The sequence below is a fragment of the Gordonia rubripertincta genome, assembly GCF_038024875.1.
GTDB lineage: Bacteria > Actinomycetota > Actinomycetes > Mycobacteriales > Mycobacteriaceae > Gordonia > Gordonia rubripertincta.
The window spans coordinates 521,138-547,478 of the sequence record NZ_CP136136.1; the positions used below are offsets into that span (position 1 = coordinate 521,138).

Consider the following 26,341-nt stretch of genomic DNA (forward strand, 5'->3'; position numbering starts at 1 on the left):
CGGTGGACATCGCAGACGAACTCGCCGATCTCGGCGTCGATGCCGACGCCTCGCCCCGACGTCTGGCCGAATACTCCTACGACGCTTCGAATTACCGCGTCCCGCCGCGGGCCGTGACCTTCCCGCGGTCCGCGCGCGAGGTCGCCACGATTGTCGCGAGGTGTCACGCGCTGGACGTCCCGGTGATCGTGCGCGGCGGCGGTACCTCGATGGCGGGTAACGCCATCGGCGACGGCGTGGTCATCGACCTGTCCCGTCACCTGGATCAGGTGGTGTCGGTCGATGCCGAGACCTGCACGGCCGTGGCCGGTTCGGGCATCGTGCTCACCACTCTGGCGGCCCGGGCACGGTCGGCGACGGACGGCCGGCTGACCTTCGCCCCCGACCCGTCTTCGGCGTCACGGGCGACCTTGGGCGGGGCGATCGGCAACGACGCCTGCGGAAACCACTCCGTCCGGTACGGACGCACCAGCGATCACGTGATCGAACTCCACCTCGTCACCGCCGACGGGATGCTGCTCACCGCGACACGCGACGGGCTGTACGCCACCGATTCCCACGACCGGAAGGCCGTGGCACGGGCCGCCGAGATCACCTCCGAGCTGCGAGAACTCGCGTCGAGCAACCTCGCGATCCTACGCACCGAACTGGAGACCATCCCCCGCCAGGTCTCGGGGTATCACCTCGCACGTTTGTTGCCGGAGAACGGATTCGACGTCGCCCGTGCACTCGTCGGGAGCGAGGGGACCTGCGCGATCGTGGTGTCGGCCAAGGTGCGCCTCGTCCCGGTCGCCACCTCGCAACTCCTGCTCTGCGTCGGCTACCACTCCCCCGCCGACGCCGCCCGCGATGTGCCCGCGATCCTCCCGTTCGCACCGTCGGCCATCGAGGGCATCGACCGCAAGATCGTCGCCACGATGGCAGCGCGCCGCGGCCGGGACACGGTCGCCGGCCTCCCCGAGGGTTCGGCTTGGCTGTTCATCGACATCGACTCCGAAAGCGCCCAGACACAGGGCGAATCCGACGTTCCGGCGACCGCCAAGCGACTCCTCGACCACCTGCGTGGCCAGGGCCGGATGATCGATGCCACCGTCGTCGACGACCCGGCACGGCGCACGGCGTTGTGGCGCGTCCGCGAGGACGGCGCCGGCCTGTCGTCGCGCCTGGCCGACCCCGACGACGAAAGCGTCGGCGGCGACTACGAATCCTGGCCCGGCTGGGAGGATGCGGCGGTCGCCCCCGAGCGTCTGGCCGACTACCTCGACGACTTCGCCGAACTCCTCGACCGGCACCGTCTCACCGGTGTCATGTACGGCCACTTCGGTGCCGGCTGCATGCATGTGCGCATCACGTTCGACCTGCGCACCCCCGACGGACGCGCCGTGATGGAACACTTCTGCACCGACGCCGCGGAACTCGTTGTGCGTCACGGAGGTTCGTTGTCGGGCGAGCACGGTGACGGTCGGGCCCGCTCGGCCTTGCTGCCGATCATGTACTCACCGGCGATGATGGCCGCCTTCGCACGGTTCAAGTCGATCTGGGACCCGACCGGCAACCTCAACCCGGGCAGCATCGTCGACCCGCCGTCCATCGCCGCCGACCTCGCCCTCGCCGACGTCCCCCGGCGCACCTGGCCGACCACCTTCGACCTCGGCCACGGCCACGACTCCCGAGATACGACCCCGAGATCCGCCCTCAGCAGCGGCGCCGGCGACGATACGTCGGCGGCGGCTCCCTCGGGGGCGGAGGCCAGGGGCGGTTCTCACGAGCTCCCGCTCCTCGATCCGTTCGTCCACGCCGTCCAGGGCTGCATCGGCGTCGGCCGGTGCCGCGCCGACACCGGCGGCGTCATGTGCCCCAGCTACCGGGCGACCCGCGACGAGAAGGACTCGACGCGGGGTCGGGCCCGCGTCCTCCAGGACATGATGCGCACCGCCCCATCGGTCGACGAGGGCTGGCGTTCACCCGAGGTCGCCGACGCTCTCGAATTGTGCTTGTCCTGCAAGGCATGTTCGACGGACTGCCCGACCGGCGTCGACATGGCCACCTACAAGTCGGAGTTCCTCGACCACCACTACCGCCGCCGTCTGCGCCCGCTGTCGCACTACTCCCTGGGCTGGATGCCGGCCTGGCTGTCGGCGGCCGGAACGGCTGCGCCGCTGATCAATCGCGCGCTGTCGTCGAAGATCAGCGGTCTGGCCGCACGCGCCGGCGGCCTCGACCCTCGTCGGACGATGCCGGCTTTCGCGACCCGGCGCGCCCGCAAGGCGCATCTCGCCGATCTCGCCCCGGTGTCCCCGACCTCGCAGGTCATCCTGTTCGTCGACTCGTTCACCCGCGCCTTCCGCCCGCGGGTGGCCGCCGCCGCCGCGGAGGTACTGGGCGCGACGGGCGAGCAGGTCGGTTGTTCGGCGGACAATTGCTGCGCCCTCACCTGGATCTCCACCGGGCAGTTGGGCAAGGCGCGCAAGACTCTTCGACGCACCGCCGCGAATCTCGACGACGGCACCGACCGGCCCATCGTGGTGCCCGAGCCGAGTTGCGCTGCGGCACTGGCCAAGGATCTGCCCGAACTGGTACCCACCGACAGCGCGCGTCGCGTCGCCGCCCGGGTACGCAGCTTCGCCGCCCACCTCCCGACCCTCCTCGACGCAGGATGGCAACCGCCGCCCCTTCCGGACGAGGTGACCCTCCAGACCCACTGCCACGAGTACGCGGTCTTCGGCGCACGCACCGGCACCGCCGCTCTCGAAGCGCTCGGCGTCACCGTGCACTCCGCCGACGGATGCTGCGGTGTCGCGGGCAACTTCGGCTTCGAGAAGGGCCACTACGAGGTCAGCATGGCCGTCGCCGAGAACGGACTCGCACCCGCGCTGCGCGACGACCCGCATCGCCCCGTCGTCACCGACGGATTCAGTTGCGCGATGGCGGTCGAACACCTCGCCGCTGTCGACGTCGGACTGACCGACGCACGCGAGATCCGCGGAGTCCACCTCGCCGAGCTTCTCACCTCCACGACCCGACCCCGACCGCCCGCCGACCAACCGAGGAGAGCCCGATCATGACGGCCATCGCCACCACCCCAGGTCCCCGACGCCATCTCGTCGATCCACACCGATCTGTTCATCGGCGGTGAATGGGTTCCGGCCGCCGCCGGCGACCGGTTCGACGTGCTCAATCCCGCGACCGGCGAGGTGCTCGCCGAGGTGGCCGACGCCGACGCGACCGACGCCCGACGCGCGCTCGAGACCGCGGCCGCGCATCAGGCGGAATGGGCGGCCACGTCGCCGAGGAACCGGAGCGAAATCCTCTACCGCGCCTACGAACTCATCATGAGCCGGGTCGACGGGATCGCCTCGGTGATGACGGCCGAGATGGGCAAGCCGCTCGCCGAGGCCAAGGGTGAGGTTGCCTACGGCGCCGAGTTCTTCCGGTGGTTCGCCGAGGAGGCCGTGCGCATCGGCGGCGACCACACCACCACCGGAGACGGCGGGACCCGCATCGTGGTGAGCAGGCAGCCCGTCGGTCCCTGCATCCTGATCACGCCGTGGAACTTCCCGCTGGCCATGGGAACCCGCAAGATCGGGCCGGCCATCGCGGCCGGCTGCACGATGGTTCTCAAGCCCGCCGAACTCACCCCGCTGACCACCCTTCTCCTCGCCGACATCCTCGTCGAGGCAGGTCTGCCCGCCGGCGTGCTGAACGTCGTGACCACCACCGATCCGTCGACGGTGGTCACCGAGTGGATGGACAGCGGGCTCGCCCGCAAGGTCAGCTTCACCGGCTCGACCGAGGTCGGCAAGACCCTGCTGCGGCAGGCCGCCGGAACCGTCATGCGCACCTCCATGGAGCTCGGCGGCAATGCCCCGTTCATCGTGTGCGCCGACGCCGACATCTCCCGCGCGGTCGACGGACTCATGCTGGCCAAGATGCGCAACACCGGTCAGGCGTGCACCGCGGCGAATCGGATCTTCGTGCACCGCAGCGTGATCGACGAGTTCACCGAACAGTTCACGGCGAAGATGGCCGCACTGAAGGTCGGCGACGGCGCCGCCGACGGAACACAGGTCGGACCCCTCGTCGAACCCAAGGCCGTCGCGAAGGTTGCCTCGCTCGTCGACGACGCGGTGTCGAAGGGCGCCGCCGTGGCCTGCGGCGGGGAGGCGCCGGAGGGTCCAGGCTTCTTCTACCCGCCTACGGTGCTGACCGGTGTCGGGCTCGAGGCCGACCTGGTGCGCAACGAGATCTTCGGTCCGGTCGCGGCGATCATCCCGTTCGGCGACGCCGACAACCCCCTCGATCCGGCTGCCGACGACGAGGTGATCTCCCTCGCGAACGACACCCCGTGGGGTCTGGTCGCCTACTTCTTCAGCCAGGACGTCGACCGTTGCGCTCGCCTGTCGACAGCGCTGGAAGCCGGTATGGTCGGGGTCAACACGGGCATCGTGTCGAATCCGGCCGCGCCGTTCGGCGGTGTCAAGGAGTCCGGCCTCGGCCGCGAGGGTGGCCGCGTGGGCATCGAGGAGTTCCTCGACATGAAGTACACGGCGACGCCGATCCGCCGCTGAGTACGCGAACAGAACATCCCCCGACCACCGACGTGTGACCAAGGAGTAGCAAGCCCATGTACCTCGGTGCTCAGCTGTTCACCGACAGCGAGTACGAACAGCGCCTGACGAAGGTCCGTGAACTCATGGACCGTCAGGGGTTGTCGGCGATCATCGTCACCGACCCGGCCAACATCTTCTATCTGATCGGGTACAACGCGTGGTCGTTCTACACCCCGCAGATGCTGTTCGTCCCGATCGAGGGCGAGATGGTCTTCTACGCCCGGGAGATGGACGCCCGTGGTGCGCACCGCACCACATGGCTGCCCGACGACCAGATCGTCGGCTACCCGGAGAGCTACGTACACCGACCCCACGTGCATCCTTTCGACTGGGTCGCGTGGTCACTCCGTCAGCGGCACGCGATCGCGCCGGCCTCCCGTGGCGGATCGGTCGGCCTGGAGATGGACTCGCACTTCTTCTCCCCCAAGGCCTATCGCGCATTGCACAATGCGATCCCGGAGTGGAAGCTGGTCGACAACTTCGAGCTCGTGAACTGGGTGCGGTCGGTCAAGTCCGAGGCCGAGGTCCAGCTGATGCGTCAGGCCGGGATGGTGTGTTCGGAGGCCATGCGCGCGGCGATCGACACGATCGACGTCGGTGTGCGGCAGTGTGATGCGGCGGCGGCGATCTCACAGGCACAGATCACCGGGACACCCGACTACGGCGGCGACTACCCGGCGATCGTGCCGATGATGCCCACCGGCGCGGCGGCCGACACCCCTCATCTCACCTGGCATCAGGGAACTTTCGTCGAGGACGAGGCGGTGGTCATCGAGCTGACCGGCGCCCACAACCGGTATCACTGCCCGCTCGCACGGACGGTCTCGCTGGGCACTCCACACAAGGATCTCGACTACGTCGCGAAGGCGACCGCCGAGGGCCTGAACAACGTCCTCGAGGCGATCAAGCCGGGTGTGGCGACACGCGAACTCGCCTCCACCTGGAACTGGACCCTGGCCAAGTACGGCCTCGAAAAGCCGTCGCGCCTGGGGTATTCGATCGGCATCGGGTACCCGCCGGACTGGGGTGAGCGCACCATCAGCATCCGCTCCGAGGACGAGACCATCCTGGAGACCAACATGACCTTCCACATCGTCTGCGGAATGTGGATGGAGAACTACGGTTTCGAGCTCTCCGAATCGGTGCGGGTGAGCCCCACCGGCGTCGAGTGTTTCACGTCGTTCCCGCGGGAATTGATCCAGAAATAGACAACGCCACCTGAAGCCCAAGGAATACACGACAACCCAACTGCTGCCTGAGGTGCGAGGAGCGAAAGCGACGAGCCACGAAGGCCTGGTGAGACGAGGTGCACGACATGACCACAACGACCGAACCCGTGAACGACGTACGGCATTCCGGCCCCACGCTGCCTCTGGCCGGGCGGTCGAAGGACCTGGTCGGGTCGATGATCGACTCGTCGACCTCCCTGCTTGCCGCACAGTCCCACGACATCGTGCGCTTCGCGATGGGTTCACCGGCCGACGAGGCCGTTCCGGCCGACGAGTTCCGTCAGATCGCCGGCGAGATCCTCGACCACACGTCGTTCACCTATGGCGCCACCGAAGGTGAACCGCGGCTGCTGCAGCTGCTCGTCGACTACCTCGCCACGACGCCCGATCCGTCGACCCACGACCGTCTGGTGATCACCACCGGCGGCATGCAGGGCCTCGACCTCGCCTGCAAGCTGTTCGTCGACCCCGGTGACCTGGTCATCGTCGAGTCCCCCACGTACACCAATGGCAGCGCCACCGCGCTGTCCTATGGGGCACAACTGCTGGAGGTGCCCGTCGACGACGACGGCATGCAGGTCGACCAGCTCGCCGATCTGGTGGCGCACACCCACAAGACCCCCAAGGCGATCTACACGATCCCCACGTTCCAGAACCCGTCCGGGGTCACGATGTCGGAGGAACGACGCCGCGAGCTGTTGCGCCTGGCCCACACCTGGGGTTCGGTCATCATCGATGACGACCCGTACGGGCTGCTCCGCTTCGCGGGTACCGACATCCCCACCTTCCAGACGCTGAGCCCGGGCGATCCGCTGATCTTCTCGGTGCGGACCTTCTCGAAGATCCTGGCTCCCGGCTGGCGAGTCGGCTGGGTCGACGCCGACCCGTCGTTGCGGCAGCTGCTCATCAACGGCAAGCAGGCCATGGACACCTGCACCAACGTGCCCAACCAGCACATCGTGGCGGAGTACATCGCGCGTGGTGGCCTCGAGGACCATCTCGCCGGCATCCGCTCGCTGTATCGCGAGCGCAAGGACGCCATGCTCGACTCCATCGCCCGCCACCTCGGCGACCGCGTGGTCACCACGAACCCGGAAGGCGGCTTCTTCCTGTGGGTGACGCTGCGGGAGGAGTTCGCCGAGATCGACACCCGGGAGCTGTTCGAGATCGCCCTGGCCGATGGCGTCGCCTTCATCCCGGGCCCGGCACTGTCGCCGGGCGGCCGATTCCGCAATTCGATGCGCCTGTGCTTCGCGTCGAGCACGCCGGACCGGATCGACGAAGGTATTCGACGCCTCACGTCCAGTCTTGAGAAGATGGCACGGTGAGCGGTGAACACGTAACTGAGCTGAGTCCGGCCGAGCAGTCCCTCGTCGACCTGATCGACGAGGCCGCGATCACCGCGCTCACCACCGCGCTGGTGGAGGCGCCGAGCGAGAATCCGGGCGGCACCGAGGGCGCCGCCGTCGAGATCCTGGAGAAGGCGTGCCGCGCGCTCGGCTTCGACGTCGACACCCATGAGGTGGCTCCCGGGCGTCCGAACCTGATCGCCACCCTCCCCGGCGGCGACGGCCCGGGCCTGATGTTCCTCGGCCACTCCGACGTGGTGCCCGCGGGCCCGAACTGGACCGCCGACCCGTACACCGTGCGGACCCGCGACGGCCGTCTCTACGGGCGCGGCACCACCGACATGAAGGGCGGGATCGCGGCCGTCGTCGCGGCAATGAGCGTGTTGTCTCGTGCACGCGACGTCGGCGTCGAACTCTCCGGCCCGGTGCGCCTGGTGTGCACGGTCGACGAGGAGGAGCACGGCATCGGCGTGCGCGACTTCGTCGGCCGTCCCGCCGATCACGACTTCCTCGGCTGCATCGTCGCCGAACCCACCGACATGCAGATCGTCCGCGGTTGCCGCGGTGCGTCGTACATCGAGATCGACGTGACCGGCCGCGCCGCCCATTCCGGCCGTCCCGCCGACGGGCGCAGTGCCATCAATGCCGCCGCGGCGATCGTCGAGATCATCCGCGCCGACCACGAACACCTTCACGAGACGCTCGACGACCTGCTCGGCTGCGGCACCTGGAACGTCGGCACCATCCAAGGTGGACAAGGCATCTCGGTCGTCGCGCCGACGTGTTCCCTCGGCATCGACCGTCGCCTGATGCCTTTCGAGAATCCGCACGCCATCGCCGAGGACCTCCGGAAGACCATCCGCGACAACAAGATCGACACCGACGGCATCACCGTCGACGTGCGCGTCACCATGGAGATGCCCGGTTTCGCGACCGCCGCGGACCACCCGCTCGTCACCACTGCGGTCGGCTCGGTCACCGACGCCGGCACCGCGACCTCGGTCGGCGGCTGGACCGCCGCATGCGACGGCGGTTTCGTCAGCCGCGACCTCGGAATCCCGTCGATCGTCCTGGGCCCGGGCAACATCAACACCGACGCACATCAGCCCGACGAGTCGGTCGCCATCGCAGATCTCGTCACTGCGGCAAAGGCGTACACGCTCGCCGGGCTGAGGTTGCTGGGCTAGGCCCTCGACTCCGCCGGCTTCTTCTGCAGCTCGTGGAAGTCGTTCTCCCTGCTGGGGATCTCGGTGCCGCGGAGCGAGCAGCCCGCGGTCTCCTTCAGGAACAGCAGCGCGACCATGCCGATGGCGCAGGCGCCCATCATGTACACGGCCGGGAAGAGGTTCCAGTCGGTGCCCTCCACGACGGCATCGTTCACCAGAGGCGCCGTACCGCCGAAGGCAGCGGTCGCGACGTTGTAGGAGATCGCGAAGCCCGCGTATCGGACCTGGGTCGGGAACATCGCCGGGAAGGTCGCCGAGATGGTGGCGAGCTGTGGGATGTAGAGCGCGCCGAGGATCACGAATGCCACGATCGCCCAGACGAATCCCTGGCCCATCAGCCAGTACAGCGGTAGCGCGAGGACGAACAGGCCGACCAGCGATCCCCACCACATCGGTTTACGCCCGGTCGAATCCGACCACCAGCCGAAGAACGGGATGAGCAACATCATCACGAGCTGCCCGATCAGGTTGACGACGCTCGCCGAGGTCTCGGACAGGTTGATGGTGTTCTGCAGGTAGGTCGGCTGATACGCCAACAGCGTGTAGTTGGCGACGTTGAGTGCGATGACCATGCCGAACATCGTCAGGATCGGTCGCCGGTAGTTGACGAGCAGATCCTTGAACCGGGTCCACGCCGAACCCTTGATCTCGTCCTCCTGCTCCAGCTCCTGGAAGACCGGGGTGTCGTCCATCTGCGAGCGGAGGTACAGCCCGATCAGGCCCATGGGCAGCGCGAGCAGGAACGGGATGCGCCAACCCCACTGATCCATCTGCGAATCGGAGAGTCCCAGCTGCAGGAGCAGGACGAAAGCGGTACCGCCGCAGAAGCCGGCGAGGGTACCGAACTCGAGGAATGAACCGTACTTACCGCGCTTGTTGTCCGGCGCGTACTCGGCCATGAACGTTGCCGCACCGCCGTATTCACCGCCGGTCGAGAAACCCTGGACGACGCGGAGCAGGATCAGCAGGACGGGCGCCCACACACCGATCGACGCGTGGGTGGGCAGCAGGCCGATGAGCGCGGTGGCGCCCGAGATCAGCAGAATCGTCATGGCCAGGACGGATTTGCGGCCGATGCGGTCGCCGATGGGTCCCCAGATCATTCCGCCGAGCGGGCGGAGCACGAAGGAGACCGCGAAACCGAGCATGGTGCCGATGGTTCCGAAATCACCCGGGAAGAAGGCCTGGGTCAGGTAGACCGAGGCCGCGGCGTAGACGCCGTAGTCGTACCACTCGGTGGCGTTTCCGATGGCCGAGGCACCGATGGCCTTGTGGAGTAGTTTCCGTCCCTCGGGTGACTCCGGGTCCGGGGCGAGCTGCTCGTAAGTGTCCGCTGGCGTCGTGTCGCTCATCTGCGCTTCCTGAATGTCATCGGGGCCGTGAATTCGCCCCTCGCTGGGTCATCTCCGGCGTTGGTGAACCCTGTGCACGGACGGCAGCCTGCTCGACCGACCATGAACATCCGAACCGCGAGCGATCAGCTCCCGGATGCGGTGAGATCGCCGGCGTCGTCGCCGTCACCGATCAATCGACGCAGCCCGTCGGCCATGTGCTCGATCATCAGCGCATCCGCCTTGGCAGAATCCCCCGCAGCTATGGCGTCCACCAACGCCTGGTGTTCGTCGATCCGTTCCTTTCCCGATGAATATGTTCCTCGCATGGCTCGCAAGCACATTCGTGTCTCCACGAGGATCGTCTCGTGGAGACGCGAAAGGCGCTGGCTTTCCGCGAGTTCCACCAGCGTCTGGTGAAATCCCATGTCAGCCTCGGCCATCCCGGCACCGTTCGGCTCGTCGACGAACGCGCGCATGGCCTCTACGGCCTCGTCCAGCGCGGCCACCGCCTCTGATTCGCCGCGCGCGATGACCTGTTGCACGGCAGCACGTTCCACCGCTGTGCGCGCGACGTACATGTCGCGGATGTCGTCTCTCTCCATCGAGACGACGAACAGGCCCCGGTTGCGATGGCTGACCAGCAGACCCTCCGCGGTGAGACGTTGCATCGCCTCACGCAACGGACCGCGGCTGACGCCCAGGTCTGCGGCGAGACCGGACTCCGTCAACTGCGACCCGGGCGGGAAGTCGCCGTTCGCAATGGCATTGTGCAACTTACGCGCGATGATCGCCGGTGTCGACTCCTGCACCAGAGGCGTGAGCACCCGACGGCGCGTCGAACCGCCTCGTTTTGCCTGGTGAGGAGTGGTAGCTCGACCTCCCGGGCGGTCCGCGCCCGAGTCGTCCTCATCCACTGTGATCGCCACCGTCATTCCTTCTTTCTTACCGCTCCAAGCGCGCATAGGTGAGCGTTTCACCCCGCGCGCCGCCCATCCAGACGTCGTTGCAAGCCGCCGCAAAGTCTTCCAGGCCCGCCGTAATGGTGGCGAACACGTTCCCCGGCACCCAGCCGACATCGCCGTTGACCAGCAGGTTGTTTCTTCCGTAGAAGACGGCGAGGTCGATGAGCAGCCGATGTTCGGCCGGCGCGGATGTGGGATCGTACCCATATGCGGGGTTGTCCAAAACACCGTCGAAGGTGAAATAGCACAGATCGCCGGGGATCGGCGTGATGGTTGTGTTCTCCGCACCCGGTTCCACCGGCGCGAATGCCGGTAGCAGCGTGTAGATCTCGTTGCGCGCGAACTTTCCGTGGAACACTTGGCCACCCAGCGGCAATGCGTCCCAGACCGCGCCGGCGGTCCGGGGCGCCTCGGCATCGAGCATCCGCGCCACCGCCGTCACGCCTCGCTCCTCGAGTGTCACGGTGATGAATCGTTCGGCTGGCCGCTCGGTCACGGACGATCTCCCAACATCGTGAAGCCGGCGGCCGCCTCATAGGCCGCCGCGACCCGTAGCACGGTCGTATCCTGATGTCGCGCAGCGACGAACTGCGCACCCGTCGGCAGACCGTCGACGAATCCGCTGGGCACCGTGATCGCCGGCTGCCCCGTGAGGTTGAACGGATAGCTGTAGGGCGTCCACGACGTCCAGTCCGGCGACGCCGATCCCTCGGGAACGGTGCGTCCCGCCTCGAAGGCGACCGTGGGCATCGAGGGCGTGACGAGCAGGTCGAACTCCTCGTGGAAGAGACCCATCGTGGTGCCCATCTCCATGCGCAGCGCGTTCGCGCTCACGAAATCGCCTGCGGTGAAGTCCCGATGTCTGTCGAGCGCCTCGAGAAGCAGCGGATCGACCTTCTTCTCCGCCCCCGGTCCGAGTCCTCGCACCACCACGTCGGCTCCGGCGAACCAGATGATGTGGTATGCCCACGCCGGGTCATCCCAACCGAGGTCCACCTTCTCCACCGTCGCCCCGAGCTGTTCGAGCACCGACACGACGCGATCCGTATTCGCCTGCACTCCAGGATCGTTCGATCCGAAGCCGAGGTCGGAGCTGTACCCGATCCGGAGATCGGAGAGATCCCGGACATCGGCGATCGCGGCGGCAGCACTCTCGTCCGGGGTCGCCAACGCCGCCCAGTCCCGCGGATCGTGCCCGCTGAGAACGTCGAGGAGCAGCGCGCAGTCGCCGACCGTCCTGGTCATCGGTCCGACGTGCGCGACCGGGGCGAACGGGCTCGGCGGATACATCGGCACCCGGCCGAGCGTCGCCTTGAACCCGACGACCCCGCAGTACGCGGCCGGTATCCGGATCGATCCACCGCCGTCGGTTCCCACCGACAGCGGACCGAGTCCGACCGCGAGTGCCGCGGCCGAACCACCGCTCGACCCACCGGACGTCCGCAGCGTGTTCCACGGGTTGCGGGTGACGCCGGTGCGCGGGCTGTCGGTGACGCCCTTCCACCCGAACTCCGGCGTGGTGACCTTGCCCAGCATCACCGCGCCGGCCTCGCGGAGTCGCGCGACCGCAGGGGCGTCGGTATCCCAGGCCATCTGGTCCGGCTCAATCATCAGCGAGCCGCGCAGCGTCGGCCAGCCACGGGTGAGCAGCAGATCCTTGATACTGACCGGCACCCCGTCGAGCGGCCCCAGCGGCGCGCCCGCCCGGAAACGCTCGGTGGAGTCCCGGGCGGCGGCGAGCGTCGTGTCCGGGTCGACGAGGCAGAATGGGTTGACGGACGGGTTGACCCGGTCGACGAGGTCGAGCAATTCGACGGCCACCGCCTCTGGCGTCAGCTCACCGGTCCGGTAGGCGTCGGCCAGTTCGATCGCGCTGAGCCAGCGGGCCGTTTCCGACATGCGCCCCCTCATCTGTCGCACTTGGTAGATTGTTGACAATCTACCTTGGAGGTGTGCGGGTGACAACCACCGTCGCGATGCTCTATCCCGGTCATGCTGCCGAAGACGACTACGAACTCATCGAGTCCGCACTCGTGGCCTCGGGCGCCGCGGTCCGGCTGCCGGTGACCATCACCGAGATCGATTCCGACGACCACACCGTCGACGCCATGGCCGCGGCCGGCGAGCAGCACCGCCTCGCCGAGGGGCTGCGACGAGCCCAGGCCGACGAGCCGGTATCGGTGATGTGGGCCTGTACCTCGGGGAGCTTCGTCCACGGCCTCGACGGCGCCCGTCGCCAGGTCGCCGACATCGCCACACTGGCCGACCGCCCCGTCTCGTCGACCTCGTTGGCCTTCGTCGAGGCATGTCACCATCTCGGACTGGCCCGGGTGGCGATCGCCGCGACGTACCCCGATCCCCTGGCCTCGCGGTTCATCGGCTTCCTCGGCGACGGCGGCATCGAGGTGGTCGCGCTGCGCGCCAACGACATCGAGACCGCCTCCGAGGCCGGGTTCCTCGACGGGGACGGCCTCTTCGACATGATCGCGGCCGCCGACCATCCCGACGCGGAGGCGATCCTGATCCCCGACACCGCCCTGCACACCGCGAGGTGGATCACCGGACTCGAGGAGAAGTTCGCGAAGCCCGTGCTGACCGCCAATCAGGTCACCGCGTGGCAGGGCCTGCGTCTCGCCGGGATCTCCGCGGTCATACCGGAATTGGGCACTCTGTTCACTCGCTGACGGTCAGTCGACGACCGCTTTGGCCACCGTGATGCAGGTGGTGATCCACTCGCGATCGTCGGCGGTGAGCACACGCGACGCCCTCTCCGCATCCTGGATCGCCCAGTGCGCGTTGAGGATCATGCGGACGGTGACCCAGTCCCGCGCCCGGTCCGGGTCGAGGCCCGCGGCGTCGACGATCGTGTAGAAGCGCGACCGGATCACCCACCGCGGGTCGCCGTGCCGGCGATCGAGCAGGTTCCACAGCATCGGCGCGGGTTCGTAATGCGGGTCCCCCGACATCGGCTTGGGGTCGATCGCCAGCCAGCGCCGGTCGCCGGAGGGTGCGGCGAGCACGTTCTCGTGGTGGAGGTCGCCGTGTACGACGGCGCCGACCGTCGCCGCGTCGGAGAGGAAGTCCCGGCCGAGCGAGAGAGCCTGTTCCACAAACCTTCTCGGCACCGGTGCATCCCGGGGCATGGTTTCCAGACCCGCGAGCCACCGCTCGAGGTGGGCCGTGAGCAGTGACATCCGGCCGGGAGCAGGTATGTGCAGTGCGCCGTACAGGTCAGCCACCACCTGGCACGCCGCGTCGTCGTCGACCGAGGTGAGGTCGGTCCGGTCCAGCCGCTCCAGGAGCAGGGCGCGTCGCCGAGGGTCGGCGCGCAGCATCCGCACCGCACCACGACCGGCCCAGTGCTGCAGCCCGAGTGCTTCCTGGGCGCCTTCGTCGTCACCGTCGAAGGCGACCTTCAGGACCGCACGCCGGCCGTCGTGACCGACCACCGGAATGACCAATGACTCGAAACCGTGCCACAGTTCGTGCCCGTCGCGACGGAGTTCCCAGTCGACGAGAAGCCCCGACGCGGTTGCAGGCAGCCGGCGAAGCCAGTCCTGCCAGGCGGGCCCAAGGGTGGACTGCTCTGCCAGACCCGAAGGGATGTCCGCTGGGCCGATCATGCACGCACGAATCGGTAGCCCATCCCCGCCTCCGTGATCAGGTGACGCGGGTGTGCCGGATCTTCTTCGAGTTTCCGTCGGAGACTCGCCAGGTAGACGCGAAGATAGTTGCTCTGCCCCAGATACCCGGGACCCCACACCGAGTTCAGGATGTCGCTCTGGGACACCAGCTTTCCTTCGTGCCGTACCAACATCTCCAGGATTCCCCACTCCGTCGGGGTCAGATGGACCGGCTCCTGCGCACGCGTCACCTGTTTCGCGGCGAGGTCGACGACGAACGCCCCGGCGTCCACCACCGGCGACTCTGTCGTCACCCCCGACGCCGCGCCGCGACGGAGCGCGGCGCGAAGCCGGGCCAGGAACTCCTCCATCCCGAAGGGTTTGGTGACGTAGTCATCGGCCCCGGAATCCAGCGCCACCACCTTGTCCGCCGCGTCGGTCCGCGCCGAGAGCACGATGACCGGAACGGTCGTCCATCCGCGCAAACCCTCGAGGACCGTCAACCCGTCGATGTCGGGAAGCCCGAGGTCCAGTACGACGACGTCCGGGTTGAACCGCGCGGCCGCCGACAGGGCCGCCGTCCCCGTCGCCGCCGTCGAGACCGCGAAACCGCGCGCATTCAGATTGATCCGCAACGCTCGCAGCAGTTGGGGCTCATCGTCGACCACGAGGACGCGGCTCTTGTCGGCGTTCACCGTATCCCCTCCTCCGGCCCGGAAATGTCCGCCACGGTAGGCAGATTCACAATCATCGTGGCACCGCCCCCGGGTGTGTCGGCGGTCGACAGTTCTCCTCCGATCGCCGTGATGAATCCGTTCGCCACGGACAACCCCAACCCCACCCCCGACGACGCCCCCGCGGTGTCGCCGCCCTGGTGAAAAGCCGCGAACACCTGCTCGCGGTCGGTGGCGGGCAGCCCCGGCCCGTGGTCGACGACGCGGATCACACAGCGCGGCGGGTCGTCACCGGTTCCGCTGACGGTGATCTCGACGTCGGGCCCGCCATGCCGGTGGGCGTTGTCGATGAGATTTGCCAGGGCACGTTCCAGCAGACCCGGGTCGGTGTAGGCCCAGGCCTGGCCGAGGTCGATGGTCAGGACGAGGTCCGGGTTGAGCCGTTGCACCCCGGCCGCGGCGCGGTGCACGACCTCGGGCAGGAACGTGTGCTGCATCTGGGGGCGTACGGCGCCTGCGGCGAGACGGGAGGAGTCGAGCAGATTGCCGACGAGTCCCGCCAGGTGGTCCACCGACTCGTCCACCGTCGCCAGCAGTTCCGCGGTGTCGTCGGGACTGAAGGTGACGTCATCGCTGCGCAGACTGGACACCGCGGCCTTGGCCGCCGCGAGCGGGGTGCGGAGGTCGTGGCCAACCGCGGACAGCAACGCACGCCTGAGTTCATCGGTTCGGGCCAGGGCCTCGGCGGATGCCGCCTCGACCTCCAGCGCGTGCCGCTCGACCGCACCTGCCGCCTGCCCGGCGACCGCGGCCAGCACCCGCCGGTCCCGCGCACCGAGTTTCGGCCCGCGAAGCAGCAGCTCGAACTGTTCACCCGGTACCGAACACGTCGTGTCCGCCTCGTCCGGACCGTTCAGCGGGCGGTCGCCGACCCAGGCCTCAACTGTCCGAGAGGTTTTCGATGTACGACGGACCAGGGCGACGGCCGACTGGTCATAGGTCTCTCGTAGCCGTTCCAACAGACCGGGGACATCGGCGCCGCCGAGCACGACGCTGGAGAACATCGCGAGCAGTTCCGCCTCGCGCGTGGCGTCCTGCGCCTGGGCGCGCCGCACGGTCGCCGAATCGACCAGCGCGGCCACGGCGGTCGCGATCAGCAGCATCACCAGGATGGTGATCAGGTTGTCCGGTTGATCGATGGTGAAGGTGAACCGGGGATCGGTGAAGAAGTAGTTCAACAGCAGCCCGGAGACCACCGCCGACAACGCCGCGGGCGCGATACCTCCGAGCATCGACACCGCGAGAACTGACACGAAGAACAGCGCCGACTGGCTGGTGAACCCGAGCCAGGGATCGAGCAGCCGCAGCACACCGGTCGCCGCCACCGGCACGAGCACCGCGAGGATCCAGCTCAACGGTCGATGGAACCTGGTGTCGCGGATGTCGAGCCGATGTCGGCGGGGTGTCTCCTCGTGTGTGACCATGTGCACATCGATGCGTCCGCTGCCGCTCACGACCGTCGCCCCGACACCCTCGTCGAAGATCCGTTGCCAACGCGGTCGGCGGGAGGTACCCAGTACCAATTGTGTTGCATTGACCCCACGTGCGAACTCCAGCAGGGTGGCCGGGATGTCGTCGCCGACCACCGTGTGGATCCGCGCGCCGAACCCGGCGGCGAGTTCTCTGAGTGCGGTGAGATCTACGCCGTGATCACTCAGGCCGTCTCCCCGGACCACATGCACGGCCAGCAATTCCGCGCTCGATCGCGACGCGATACGACTCGCACGACGCAGCAGGGTGGGCGACTCCGGCCCGCCGGTGATCGCCACCACGACTCGTTCTCGGGCTTCCCAGGTGTCGGTGATCGAGTGTGCCGCACGATAATCGGCGAGTTTGTCGTCGACCTGGTCGGCCAGCCACAGCAACGTCAGCTCGCGCAGCGCGGTGAGATTTCCCTGGCGGAAGTAGTTGCCCAGGGCCCCGTCGACCCGGCTGCTCGGGTAGACCTTGCCCGCGGACAGGCGCTGCCGTAGCGCCTGCGGGTCGATGTCGACGAGCTCGATCTGGTCGGCGCCGCGAACGACGTCGTCGGGCACCGTCTCCCTCTGCACGGCGCCGGTGATCTGGGCGATGACGTCGTTCAGGCTGGCGAGGTGCTGAATGTTGACGGTCGAGCAGACGTCGATGCCGGCGTCGCGGATCTCCTCGATGTCCTGCCAACGCTTGGCATTTCGAGATCCCGGGGTGTTGGTGTGGGCGAGTTCGTCCACCAGCGCCACCTGCGGATGGCGCGCCAGGACCGCGTCGAGGTCCATCTCGTCGAATGTCGACCCCCGATACGGGCGGGCGATCCTGGGGATCACCTCCAGGCCCTCCACGAGGGCCGCAGTCGCCGGCCGCCCATGCGATTCGACGACCGCGATCACCACGTCGGCACCTTCGTCCCGAAGGTTCCGGGCCTGCGCGAGCATCTCGTAGGTCTTCCCGACACCGGGCGCGCATCCGAGGAAGACCTGCAGTTTGCCTCGCCCGTCCGAGCGCCTGTGCGACGCCGCCTGCGGTGTCGTGACCGGCGTCGTCCCCGGTCCCGCCGCTGAGGTCATCCGCCGATTCTATCGCCGGTCAACGGGTGTGACACGTGGCCGGCCCATGACCGAGCGCCACGTTCACCGACGGGACGTCGACACTGGGCTCTCCGAGGAACCCCCACTGTCTGCCCTGTGTGTGGGCGGCGATCAGCGAGCGGATCGCCTCCGGCGAGCGGCGATTCTCGCGCGCCAGTCGCGGCACCTGCAGTTCGGCGTATGCCGGACTGATGTGGGGATCGAGCCCTGACCCCGATCCGGTGACGGCGTCAGCCGGAACCGCCTGCGGCGCCACGCCCTCCCGAGCGGAGATGAGCGCCCGTCGATCCTCGATGTTGTCGAGGAGGATCACGCTGTTCGGACCTTGATTGCTCGCCGCCGACGCGGACGGATCGCCGGTGGCCATCGGTGCACCCTCGGCACCGAGGACACGCGCGTGGAGATACGGGTCCGGCCCACCCGCCGGCACCTGTGGATCGAGTCCGATGAGCGACGAGCCCACCACACATCCGGAGGCGTCGACGAGACGGGAACCCTCGGCACTCGACGAGTCGACCCGCGAGATCGCCCACACCCCGGCGGGATAGGCGAATCCGAGGATGAGGGTGAGCCCGAGGAGCATCCCGAGTGCTGCGACGCTTTGCCGGAGAAGGCCGGTAACGATCATCTTCATCTCGCTCACCCCATCCCGGGAAGGAAACGGACCACGTGGTCTATCAGCCAGATGCCGACGAAGGGGGCGAGCACGCCACCCAGGCCGTATACGAGCAGATTGCGCCCGAGCAGCTTCGAGGCCGACGACGGGCGATATCGCACTCCCCGTAACGAGAGTGGGATGAGCGCGACGATGATCAGCGCATTGAAGATCACCGCCGAGACCATGGCCGACTCCGCAGAGTGCAGACGCATGATGTTGAGAGCGTCGAGTTGCGGGTGGACGACGGTGAACATCGCCGGGAGGATCGCGAAGTACTTCGCGAGGTCGTTGGCGAGCGAGAACGTGGTGAGAGCCCCGCGAGTGATGAGCAGTTGCTTCCCGATCGCGACCACTTCGATGAGTTTGGTCGGATCGGAGTCGAGGTCGACCATGTTGCCGGCCTCCTTGGCCGCCGAGGTCCCCGTGTTCATCGCCAGCCCGACGTCCGCCTGTGCGAGCGCGGGTGCGTCGTTGGTTCCGTCTCCGGTCATCGCGACGAGGCGTCCGGCCTGCTGCTCGGAACGGATGAGCGCGAGCTTCTCCTCGGGGGTGGCCTCGGCGACGAAGTCGTCGACCCCGGCCTCGGCCGCGATGGCCCGGGCGGTGAGCGGGTTGTCGCCGGTGACCATGACCGTGCGGATTCCCATCGAGCGCAGTTGGGCGAATCGCGCGGTCATCCCCGGCTTCACGACGTCGGTCAGCGCGATCACTCCGAGCACGCGGGCGGGGTGGCCCTCCTGGTGCACCCCGACCAGGAGCGGAGTACCACCATCGATGGAGACGCGCTCCACGTCCGCGAGGACCGCCGGTTCCACGCTTCCCGCCGAGTCGGCGACCCAGCGTCCGAGTGCGTCGGCCGCTCCCTTGCGGTACACCACCGTCGCCTCGGCGTCATGCAGATCGACGCCGCTCATGCGGGTCTGGGCGGTGAAGGCGACCACCTCGCGGCGAGTCCCGCCGACGGTCGGCGCCTCCGCGACCGGTTCCACCCCGTACGAGGTCCGGCACAACTCGACGATGCTCCGCCCCTCGGGAGTGTCGTCGGCGAGACTGCACTCCGAGGCCACCCGCGCCAGTTCGTCGACCGGCACGTGCGGGGCCGGGTGCAGGGCGGTGGCCCGGCGGTTGCCGTAGGTGATGGTCCCCGTCTTGTCCATCAGCAAGGTGTCGATGTCCCCGGCGGCCTCGACCGCCCGGCCCGACATCGCGAGCACGTTGCGCTGAACGAGCCGATCCATCCCCGCGATGCCGATCGAGCTGAGCAGCGCGCCGATGGTGGTCGGGATGAGGCAGACCAGCAGCGCGATCAGTCCGACCGGGTCCGGCGACCGACCCGCGTACTGCTGCATGGGTCCGACCGCCACCACCGCCAGCAGGAAGATGATCGTCAGGCTCGTCAACAGGATGTCGAGTGCGATCTCGTTGGGCGTCTTCTTGCGGTCCGCACCTTCGACCAGCGCGATCATGCGGTCGACGAAGGTCTCGCCCGGTGCCGTCGTGATCTTGACGATGATCCGGTCGGAGAGCACGACGGTGCCGCCGGTGACCGCGGAGCGGTCTCCTCCGGACTCCCGGACGACTGGAGCCGACTCACCCGTGATCGCCGATTCGTCGACGGTGCCGATGCCGTCGACCACATCCCCGTCGCCGGCGATGACCTCTCCGGCCTCCACCACGATGAGGTCGCCGACGCGCAGCGCACCACCGAGCACCTCGTCGATGACGGCCCCGTCTCCCAACCGACCCCCTCGTAACCGACGGGCCACGGTGTCACGCTTGATCTTTCGCAGGCTCTCGGCCTGCGCCCGCCCTCTCCCCTCGGCCACGGCCTCGGCGAGCGCGGCGAAGACGACGGTGAACCACAGCCAGGCCGCGACGGTCCAGCTGAACCAGGACGGGCGCAGGATCGCCAGGGCGGTGGTCACGACAGCGCCGAGGAACACCACGAACATCACCGGGTTACGGGCCTGATCGCGAGGGTTCAGTTTCCGCAGGGCCAGGGGCATCGACGTCACGAGTGAGCGGAGATCGAAAGCGCCACGGGACACCAGTTCCGGTTCGTGGCGCGCGTCGCGTTCGGCGCGGGCGGCGCTGCGGTCGGTGTCGATCAGTCGTGTGGTCACAGCAGCGCCTCCGCGATCGGTCCCAGCGCAATGGCCGGGAAGAAGGTGAGTCCGGCGACCAGCACGATGGTCGCCATGAGCAGGAACCCGTAGAGGAAGCCGTGCGTGGGCAGGGTGGAGAGCGCCTCCGGACGTGCGACCGGATCGGCCGCCGTGGCCTCCAGCACGACGCGCCCGAGACCGGGTCCCGCGAGGCCGCTGGGGCCGGCTCCGGTGACACCGGCGCTCTCGGGGGTGCGCTCGGCTGCGCTCTCATCGGCTTGGCCGCGCGGACGCTGCCGGGCGAGCAGGCCCGCGAGGGCGAGCACGAGCACGATCGGCACGAACCGACCCAGCAGCATCGTCACGCCCAGGGAGGCCTGGAACCAGTCATCGGTCACCGTGAGCCCGCCGAAGGCACTGCCGTTGTTGTTGGCCGCCGACGCGTATGCGTAGAGAACCTCGCTGAAACCGTGGATCGCACCGGGCGTTCCCGGCTCGCCGCTGTTCCCCTGCGCCTCCCCGGTCGCCGTCAGGATCACCGAGATCGCCGTACCCGCGAGCACGAGTGCCGGCATGACGAGGACATAGAGCGCCGCCGTTGTCATCTCGGGCTGACCGATCCGCTTTCCGAGGAACGTCGGCGACCGGCCGACCAGCAGTCCACCGATGAAGACGGTGATCATCGCCATCACCAGGATTCCGTACAGCCCCGATCCGACCCCACCGGGCGCGACCTCGCCGAGGAGCATGTTCCACAGGACCGCGCCCCCACCGCCCGCGGAGAAGCTGTCGTGCGCGGAATTGACGGCACCGGTCGAGGTCCCGGTGGTCGAGACCGCGAACAGCGCCGAACCCGGAATCCCGAAGCGCACCTCTTTGCCTTCCATCATGGCCCCCGCCGCGTGGGACGCCGACCCGGACGCGTGGCTCTCGAAGATCCATACGGCGGTGAGCATGATCGCCCAGATCCCTGCCATCACACCGAGAAGGGTCAGCCCCTGGCTCCGGTCCCGGACGAGGGTTCCGTAGGTCCGGGTGAGACAGACCGGGATCACCAGCAGCGCGAAGATCTCGACCAGATTCGAGAACGGCGTGGGATTGGAGAACGGGTGCGCCGAGTTCGCCGACAATGTCCCGCCGCCGTTGGTACCGAGTTCTTTGATCGCCTCCTGGGAAGCGAACGGGCCGATGACACTGCGCACCTCTGCGCCATCCGTCGTCGTCCACGCGAATCCGCTGTGCCAGGACTGCACGACCCCCTGACTCAGCAGCAACGTCGCCACGATGATGCTCAGCGGCAACAGGATCCGGATCACCCCGCGGACCAGATCCACCCAGAAGTTCCCGATCTCACCGGTGGCCCGGCGGTTGACGATCCCGCGGACGAGCGCGACGGCAACGGCCATCCCGACCGCGGCGGAGACGAAGTTCTGTACCGCCAGTCCCGCCATCTGGGTCAGGTTGGTCATCACGATCTCGGGTGAGTACGACTGCCAGTTGGTGTTGGTGACGAAGGAGACCGCGGTGTTGAACGCCGTCGCCGGAGACACACCGGACTTGCCGTCGGACAGCGGAAGTGCTCCCTGCATCCTCTGGATCGCGTAGAGGACCACGAAGCAGACCGCCGAGAACCCCAGTACGGCAAGGACATACCCCACCCCAGGACTGTTGCTTACGCGGGTCGACGCGGGCCAGTCGATAGAGGATGCCCTCGACGCCGAGGTCTCGATCCCCGGTGTACACACGCGCCATGTAGTCGCCCAACGGCACGTAGACGGCGGCCAGGATCACGACGAGCGTCCCGACCTGCAGGAGCCCGGCAACAGTTGTGCTCATCGCTTCTCAGAACCTCTCCGGGAACACGAGAGCCAGGAGGAGGAGCAGCACCGTGACCGCCGCCAGCGCCAGCAGCGCTACGTTGATCACCCCGTCGGCGGTCACGACTTGATCCGCAGGTCGAGGCCGCGAACGGCCAGTACGCACAAGCCGAAGCCGGAGATGGCGAGCAGCAGGAACAGCAGATCCGCCACGATGACTCACTCTCTGATCGCACCGATGGCCCACCGTGCGGTGGGCACACCGAAGGATCACGCGCCCCGCGGGGCACCGGAGAGTTCTTAACGCCGTTCTTACGGGACGCCGGCCGTTCTTGACGACCCCTTGTCACCCGGTCGTACTCACCGGGGGCGTGCCACTAGGTCGCGGTGATCGCGATCCCGATGGTGCCGCTTTCTCCACGACGCACCTTGCTGGCGAAGATCAGTACCCGCGCGAGCAGCCCGTACTTCTCGATCAGCTTCTTTCGGACGTGTGCGGTGCCCTCCGCGTCGAGCACCACCGCGGTGCCGGCGACCGGCTCGCCGGTCAGCTTCTTGCCCCGCGCATCCGTGGCCTGAACGAGGACCTTCGGATTCCGCCTGATTCGCTTGACCTTCCACGCTTCGGTTTCGGTCCACACGAGCAATCGGGCACCGTCGAGTACCGCCCACACCGGGGTCGCCACCGGAGTGCCGTCCTTGCGGTAGGTCGTCAGGTTCACGTACTTGGCGGTACCCGCCTCGCCGAAGGTCGCGGCCTCAGAGGTCATGCGGCAATGCTACGGGCGAACAGCGATTGCGCGTGAGTTGTCGACCAGTCCGCGGGTGTGATCTCGCCGCCGAGCACACCGGCATCGCAGAGCGTCGCCCATGCGGTCACCTGGTTGGCGGAGAGGACCGGCTTGCCGAGCTCGGCCTCGAGGTCGGCGAGGATGTCGTAGGTCCACAGGTTGGTGCAGGAGACGAAGACGGCATCGGCGTCGGGATGATTCGCGGCGCGGATGAGGTCTGCCGTCACGTGATACGGGATCTTCCAGATCTCGCGATCACGACCGAGGCCGGTCTGGGCCACGACGCTCCGCCCGGATTCGGCGAGGAAGTCGCAGAGCAATCCGGTGAGCTCCGCGGTGTACGGCGTCGCGACGGCGAGGGTGCCGATGTCCATCGTGTCGAGCGCCCGGATCAGCGCCTCCGAGGTCGTCACCGCCCGGTCCGCACCGGCGGCAAGCATGCAGTGGGAGATCTCCATCGCGCCCGCCATCCCGTAGACGAAGCTGCCCGACGCGCATGCGTAGCCGAACGCACGCGGCCCGACCGAGGAGACAGCTTTCACGGCCGCCGCGATCTCGGCGTGATTGTTGAGATCCCGGCACAGTTCAACGTCGACGGGTGCGCCGATGTAGCCGGTCCGGGTGAAGTACAACGAGACCGAGTCCGGCATCCACCGCCACAGCTCCCGGTCGAGAGCCATGTCGAACGGGCACACCATCCCGATGCCGATCTGGGCGTTCATGCTCCGGATGATGGCACATTGTTCGATTGTCTACAATCGCTGGCGGAGTGCGGCGTCCACCTCGTCCCGGATCACGCATCCGTAGGCGTGATCGTTGACGATCCCGGTCGCCTGCATGAGCGCGAACATCGTGGTCGGCCCCACGAAACGCCACCCGCGCTTCTTGAGGTCCTTCGACATCGCGACCGACTCGGGTGACGTCGTCATCGAATTCGGCACGTGATCACCGGCAGGCGCATATCCCCAGAAGTACGACTCGAGCGAGCCGAATTCGTCGATGAGCTCGACGGCCCGCCGCGCGTTGTTGACTGCCGCTTCGATCTTCCCGCGATGGCGGATGATGCCCGCGTCGCCCAACAGGCGCATGACGTCGGCGTCGGTGTAGCGCGCGACCTTCTCCACATCGAAGCCGACGAAGGCCGCGCGGAAGTTCTCCCGTTTCGTCAGGATCGTTCGCCAGCTGAGGCCCGACTGGAAGCCTTCGAGGCACACCCGCTCGAACAACGACGTATCGTCGGTGGTCGGGAATCCCCATTCGGTGTCATGGTAGGTGGTCTCCGGCTCGCGGCCCGCCCAGAAGCAACGCAGCCGACCGTCTGGCCCCTCTATGGTGTCCTCGGACATACGACTCCTCTCGTGGCGAGGAGGCTACGGCACGGTCACGACAGATGGCCGCCGTTATCGTTTCGTTACCGAAGATTGCGAAAGCATCCCGTTGTGTCTCTCGCTGATCACTTCCGGCTGCCGCCCGCATAGCGTTGGACACATCGCACCGAGAGCACTCCGGCACCGACGCCGAATCCCGCCCCGGAAGCGTGACAACACCACTGCGCCAAGGAGTTTCGTGATGCATGAATCCGACCTGAACAGCCTCCTTGCCCGCGTGGCGACCGGGGACATGGACGCTTTCGCCCAGTTCTACGACGCCACCTGCGACCGGGTGTACGGCATGACCCTGCGAGTGTTGCGCGATCCCGGTTACAGCGAAGAGGCAACACAGGAGACCTTCCTGGCCGTCTGGCGCAACGCCGAGACCTACGACCCCCGCTCCGGTTCGGCACTCTCCTGGATTCTGACCCTGGCTCATCGTCGGGCCGTCGACCGCGTCCGGTCGGAGTCCGCCGCGACCCGGCGCACCGTCGCCTACGGCATCGCCGACACCAGCCGCGAGATCGACGAGGTCAGCGAGTCGGTGGAGCGCCGCGAGATCGCCCGCCTGATCCACACCGGCCTCGAGAGTCTCACCCCCATCCAGCGGCAGGCCATCGAGCTGGCCTACTTCCACGGCCTCACCTACCGCGAGGTCGCCGAGCACCTCGGGGTCGCCCTCCCCACGGTCAAGTCACGCATCCGCGACGGCCTCATCCGGCTGCGTCAGACCGTGCCGGGACTGGCCGCGACCGGTTAGGCGATCTCGGACCCGTCACACCTGTCCGTACGGGTGCCACCCGTTGTGGTTCCACTTGCCGCCCCGTCGCTCGCGGACCTCGCGCAGGCTGGTCCCTACGTACCGTTCTTCCAGCTCGGCATCCGGCGCACCGGTGTAAACCCACCGTTTCGGGTCGAGATTGCCGTCGGCATCCTGGTACGCCTCCCAGTAGTCGACCCGGTGCACCGCGCGGACGATGTCGTCGGCGAACACCAGGACCGGCAGGTCGGGCACCGTGCGATGCGGTCCGGCACGCCATCCGCTGCGCGCCCACTCGTAGACCTGTTCGGCGCCGGCTTCGGGCCGCGCGGCGTCGTCGACCTTCACCAGCACGCACGGCTCGGGTAGCGGCGGTGCGAGCGGCGCCGCATGCTGCAACACCATCTCGTAGAGCTGGATCGCGCCACTGGGCACGCTGTTCGTCAGCGCGAGTCGCGCCAGGTCGGCGAACTCGACCGTGAACTGCTGCATATACGACGCCAGCCCCTCGGCGGAGTCGACGACGTCGTCGCCGTGTCGGAGAATCCAGTGCTCCACACCGAATCCGTCGGCGTCGATGTCTGTGATGCGTTCCTCGGTTGCGTTGAAGATCGCCGGCGAGTCGGCCTCCCCCACCGCCTCCCCGGCGTCGGGTGGCACGCCGGCCAGCGCCGCGCGGGCGTGGTGGTGGACCCGGTTCCCGCGTCCCGCACCCACGTAGAACACCGAGGCATCCCTCGGATCGACCAGCGCGAAGACGTACACCCCGAGCACCGACTGGACTTCGACGGGAACGGGTTTCGGCGCACCCGGGGCCGGAACACCGACCGGCCGCAGGAGGTTCAGCACCGCATCGACCACCGTGGGCCGCACCCCTAGCCCACCTCCGCGCAGACCCCCGATGATGACCTCGCCGGCGCGCTCCCGGTCGACGAACCGTCGACCGGCGTTGGCGTCGATCGCGCGCACGACGTCGACGACCTCGGCCTTGCGCGCCCGGGCGTCCCGCGAGGCGGACCGCTCGTCCTCCGGGTCGAGCATCTCGGCGAAGGCCGTCGACTCCAGAAATTCGGCGAGGGCGGTGACCGGCAGCTCGACGGCATCCATCCTGCTCATCGCGCGCCGCCGACGACGTGGAGAGGAGGTGGCTTTCGGTTCATGGTGGCGATGATGCCAGCACGCACGTCGCGAAGGTGATTAGACTCGAAC

Annotated in this window: 22 protein-coding genes; 7 read left to right on the plus strand and 15 right to left on the minus strand. The window is 67.9% G+C overall.

What is annotated here, in order from left to right; translation table 11 throughout:
• Positions 1 to 2: 2 nt before the first annotated feature.
• From RVF83_RS02250 to RVF83_RS02270, 5 genes are all read left to right on the plus strand, one after another.
• A complete protein-coding gene (locus tag RVF83_RS02250; RefSeq protein ID WP_005197926.1) occupies positions 3 to 3,065 on the plus strand; it encodes an FAD-binding and (Fe-S)-binding domain-containing protein in 3,063 nt (1,020 codons plus the stop codon).
• 33 nt (positions 3,066 to 3,098) lie between these two features.
• Positions 3,099 to 4,568 (plus strand): NAD-dependent succinate-semialdehyde dehydrogenase, encoded by a 1,470-nt coding sequence (locus tag RVF83_RS02255; protein ID WP_341262025.1) that lies wholly within the window; start codon positions 3,099 to 3,101, stop codon positions 4,566 to 4,568.
• 56 nt (positions 4,569 to 4,624) lie between these two features.
• On the plus strand, positions 4,625 to 5,818 hold the full coding sequence (locus RVF83_RS02260; protein ID WP_006360981.1) for a M24 family metallopeptidase: 1,194 nt from the start codon (positions 4,625 to 4,627) through the stop codon (positions 5,816 to 5,818).
• Between the two features lie 107 nt (positions 5,819 to 5,925).
• A complete protein-coding gene (locus RVF83_RS02265) occupies positions 5,926 to 7,167 on the plus strand; it encodes a PLP-dependent aminotransferase family protein (protein ID WP_005198194.1) in 1,242 nt (413 codons plus the stop codon).
• Entirely contained in the window at positions 7,164 to 8,375 is a 1,212-nt protein-coding gene (locus RVF83_RS02270; protein WP_005198193.1) for a M20 family metallopeptidase, read from the plus strand. The genes RVF83_RS02265 and RVF83_RS02270 overlap by 4 nt, the downstream gene beginning before the upstream one ends.
• Here the strand turns inward: RVF83_RS02270 and RVF83_RS02275 are convergent.
• The 4 genes from RVF83_RS02275 to RVF83_RS02290 all read right to left on the minus strand — a co-directional run bounded on the left by RVF83_RS02275 (position 8,372) and on the right by RVF83_RS02290 (position 12,609).
• Complete coding sequence (locus RVF83_RS02275) at positions 8,372 to 9,766, minus strand: MFS transporter (RefSeq protein ID WP_005198191.1); 1,395 nt, start codon at positions 9,764 to 9,766, stop codon at positions 8,372 to 8,374. The genes RVF83_RS02270 and RVF83_RS02275 overlap by 4 nt on opposite strands.
• Positions 9,767 to 9,891: 125 nt before the next feature.
• Positions 9,892 to 10,680: a GntR family transcriptional regulator gene (locus RVF83_RS02280; RefSeq protein WP_005198189.1), complete on the minus strand. Its 789-nt coding sequence runs from the start codon at positions 10,678 to 10,680 to the stop codon at positions 9,892 to 9,894.
• A gap of 10 nt (positions 10,681 to 10,690) precedes the next feature.
• A complete protein-coding gene (locus RVF83_RS02285; RefSeq protein WP_005198187.1) occupies positions 10,691 to 11,206 on the minus strand; it encodes a DUF3830 family protein in 516 nt (171 codons plus the stop codon).
• Complete coding sequence (locus RVF83_RS02290; protein WP_005198185.1) at positions 11,203 to 12,609, minus strand: amidase; 1,407 nt, start codon at positions 12,607 to 12,609, stop codon at positions 11,203 to 11,205. The genes RVF83_RS02285 and RVF83_RS02290 overlap by 4 nt, the downstream gene beginning before the upstream one ends.
• A 59-nt stretch (positions 12,610 to 12,668) precedes the next feature.
• Here RVF83_RS02290 and RVF83_RS02295 point away from each other — a divergent pair, with 59 nt between their 5' ends.
• A complete protein-coding gene (locus tag RVF83_RS02295) occupies positions 12,669 to 13,394 on the plus strand; it encodes a maleate cis-trans isomerase family protein (protein ID WP_005198183.1) in 726 nt (241 codons plus the stop codon).
• 3 nt (positions 13,395 to 13,397) lie between these two features.
• On the opposite strand, the gene RVF83_RS02300 is transcribed toward RVF83_RS02295, so the two are convergent.
• The 10 genes from RVF83_RS02300 to RVF83_RS02345 all read right to left on the minus strand — a co-directional run bounded on the left by RVF83_RS02300 (position 13,398) and on the right by RVF83_RS02345 (position 24,348).
• Complete coding sequence (locus tag RVF83_RS02300; RefSeq protein ID WP_005198181.1) at positions 13,398 to 14,333, minus strand: aminoglycoside phosphotransferase family protein; 936 nt, start codon at positions 14,331 to 14,333, stop codon at positions 13,398 to 13,400.
• Positions 14,330 to 15,028 (minus strand): response regulator, encoded by a 699-nt coding sequence (locus tag RVF83_RS02305; protein WP_005198179.1) that lies wholly within the window; start codon positions 15,026 to 15,028, stop codon positions 14,330 to 14,332. The genes RVF83_RS02300 and RVF83_RS02305 overlap by 4 nt, the downstream gene beginning before the upstream one ends.
• Positions 15,025 to 17,610: a sensor histidine kinase gene (locus RVF83_RS02310; protein ID WP_005198176.1), complete on the minus strand. Its 2,586-nt coding sequence runs from the start codon at positions 17,608 to 17,610 to the stop codon at positions 15,025 to 15,027. The genes RVF83_RS02305 and RVF83_RS02310 overlap by 4 nt, the downstream gene beginning before the upstream one ends.
• 19 nt (positions 17,611 to 17,629) lie before the next feature.
• Entirely contained in the window at positions 17,630 to 18,265 is a 636-nt protein-coding gene (locus tag RVF83_RS02315; RefSeq protein WP_039880377.1) for a potassium-transporting ATPase subunit C, read from the minus strand.
• Between the two features lie 5 nt (positions 18,266 to 18,270).
• A complete protein-coding gene (gene kdpB / locus RVF83_RS02320; protein ID WP_255220660.1) occupies positions 18,271 to 20,397 on the minus strand; it encodes a potassium-transporting ATPase subunit KdpB in 2,127 nt (708 codons plus the stop codon).
• Positions 20,398 to 20,408: 11 nt separating this feature from the next.
• On the minus strand, positions 20,409 to 22,052 hold the full coding sequence (gene kdpA, locus RVF83_RS02325; protein ID WP_423132999.1) for a potassium-transporting ATPase subunit KdpA: 1,644 nt from the start codon (positions 22,050 to 22,052) through the stop codon (positions 20,409 to 20,411).
• Positions 22,053 to 22,236: 184 nt separating this feature from the next.
• Positions 22,237 to 22,335: a potassium-transporting ATPase subunit F gene (locus RVF83_RS02330; protein ID WP_083877529.1), complete on the minus strand. Its 99-nt coding sequence runs from the start codon at positions 22,333 to 22,335 to the stop codon at positions 22,237 to 22,239.
• Between the two features lie 253 nt (positions 22,336 to 22,588).
• Positions 22,589 to 22,981 (minus strand): PPOX class F420-dependent oxidoreductase, encoded by a 393-nt coding sequence (locus RVF83_RS02335; protein WP_005198172.1) that lies wholly within the window; start codon positions 22,979 to 22,981, stop codon positions 22,589 to 22,591.
• Complete coding sequence (locus RVF83_RS02340) at positions 22,978 to 23,724, minus strand: maleate cis-trans isomerase family protein (RefSeq protein WP_005198170.1); 747 nt, start codon at positions 23,722 to 23,724, stop codon at positions 22,978 to 22,980. Before RVF83_RS02340 ends, RVF83_RS02335 begins: the two co-directional genes overlap by 4 nt.
• Before the next feature lie 30 nt (positions 23,725 to 23,754).
• Positions 23,755 to 24,348, minus strand: a complete 594-nt coding sequence (locus tag RVF83_RS02345) for a DNA-3-methyladenine glycosylase I (RefSeq protein ID WP_005198168.1) — start codon at positions 24,346 to 24,348, stop codon at positions 23,755 to 23,757.
• 223 nt (positions 24,349 to 24,571) lie between these two features.
• Here RVF83_RS02345 and sigK point away from each other — a divergent pair, with 223 nt between their 5' ends.
• The gene (sigK, locus tag RVF83_RS02350; protein WP_005198166.1) at positions 24,572 to 25,132 is read left to right on the plus strand and encodes an ECF RNA polymerase sigma factor SigK; all 561 of its coding nucleotides are present in this window, start codon (positions 24,572 to 24,574) and stop codon (positions 25,130 to 25,132) included.
• Positions 25,133 to 25,147: 15 nt separating this feature from the next.
• Here sigK and RVF83_RS02355 read toward each other — a convergent pair whose 3' ends face one another.
• Entirely contained in the window at positions 25,148 to 26,239 is a 1,092-nt protein-coding gene (locus RVF83_RS02355; RefSeq protein ID WP_005198164.1) for a GIY-YIG nuclease family protein, read from the minus strand.
• Positions 26,240 to 26,341: the final 102 nt, after the last annotated feature.

Coding starts and splice junctions, on each gene's coding strand:
- RVF83_RS02260 (WP_006360981.1), top strand. CDS start 4,625: ATGTACCTCGGTGCTCAGCTGTTCACCGACAGCGAGTACGAACAGCGC.
- RVF83_RS02265 (WP_005198194.1), top strand. CDS start 5,926: ATGACCACAACGACCGAACCCGTGAACGACGTACGGCATTCCGGCCCC.
- RVF83_RS02275 (WP_005198191.1), bottom strand. CDS start 9,766: ATGAGCGACACGACGCCAGCGGACACTTACGAGCAGCTCGCCCCGGAC.
- RVF83_RS02280 (WP_005198189.1), bottom strand. CDS start 10,680: ATGACGGTGGCGATCACAGTGGATGAGGACGACTCGGGCGCGGACCGC.
- RVF83_RS02290 (WP_005198185.1), bottom strand. CDS start 12,609: ATGTCGGAAACGGCCCGCTGGCTCAGCGCGATCGAACTGGCCGACGCC.
- RVF83_RS02300 (WP_005198181.1), bottom strand. CDS start 14,333: ATGATCGGCCCAGCGGACATCCCTTCGGGTCTGGCAGAGCAGTCCACC.
- RVF83_RS02310 (WP_005198176.1), bottom strand. CDS start 17,610: ATGACCTCAGCGGCGGGACCGGGGACGACGCCGGTCACGACACCGCAG.
- RVF83_RS02315 (WP_039880377.1), bottom strand. CDS start 18,265: ATGAAGATGATCGTTACCGGCCTTCTCCGGCAAAGCGTCGCAGCACTC.
- RVF83_RS02335 (WP_005198172.1), bottom strand. CDS start 22,981: ATGACCTCTGAGGCCGCGACCTTCGGCGAGGCGGGTACCGCCAAGTAC.
- RVF83_RS02340 (WP_005198170.1), bottom strand. CDS start 23,724: ATGAACGCCCAGATCGGCATCGGGATGGTGTGCCCGTTCGACATGGCT.
- RVF83_RS02345 (WP_005198168.1), bottom strand. CDS start 24,348: ATGTCCGAGGACACCATAGAGGGGCCAGACGGTCGGCTGCGTTGCTTC.
- sigK (WP_005198166.1), top strand. CDS start 24,572: ATGCATGAATCCGACCTGAACAGCCTCCTTGCCCGCGTGGCGACCGGG.
- RVF83_RS02355 (WP_005198164.1), bottom strand. CDS start 26,239: ATGGATGCCGTCGAGCTGCCGGTCACCGCCCTCGCCGAATTTCTGGAG.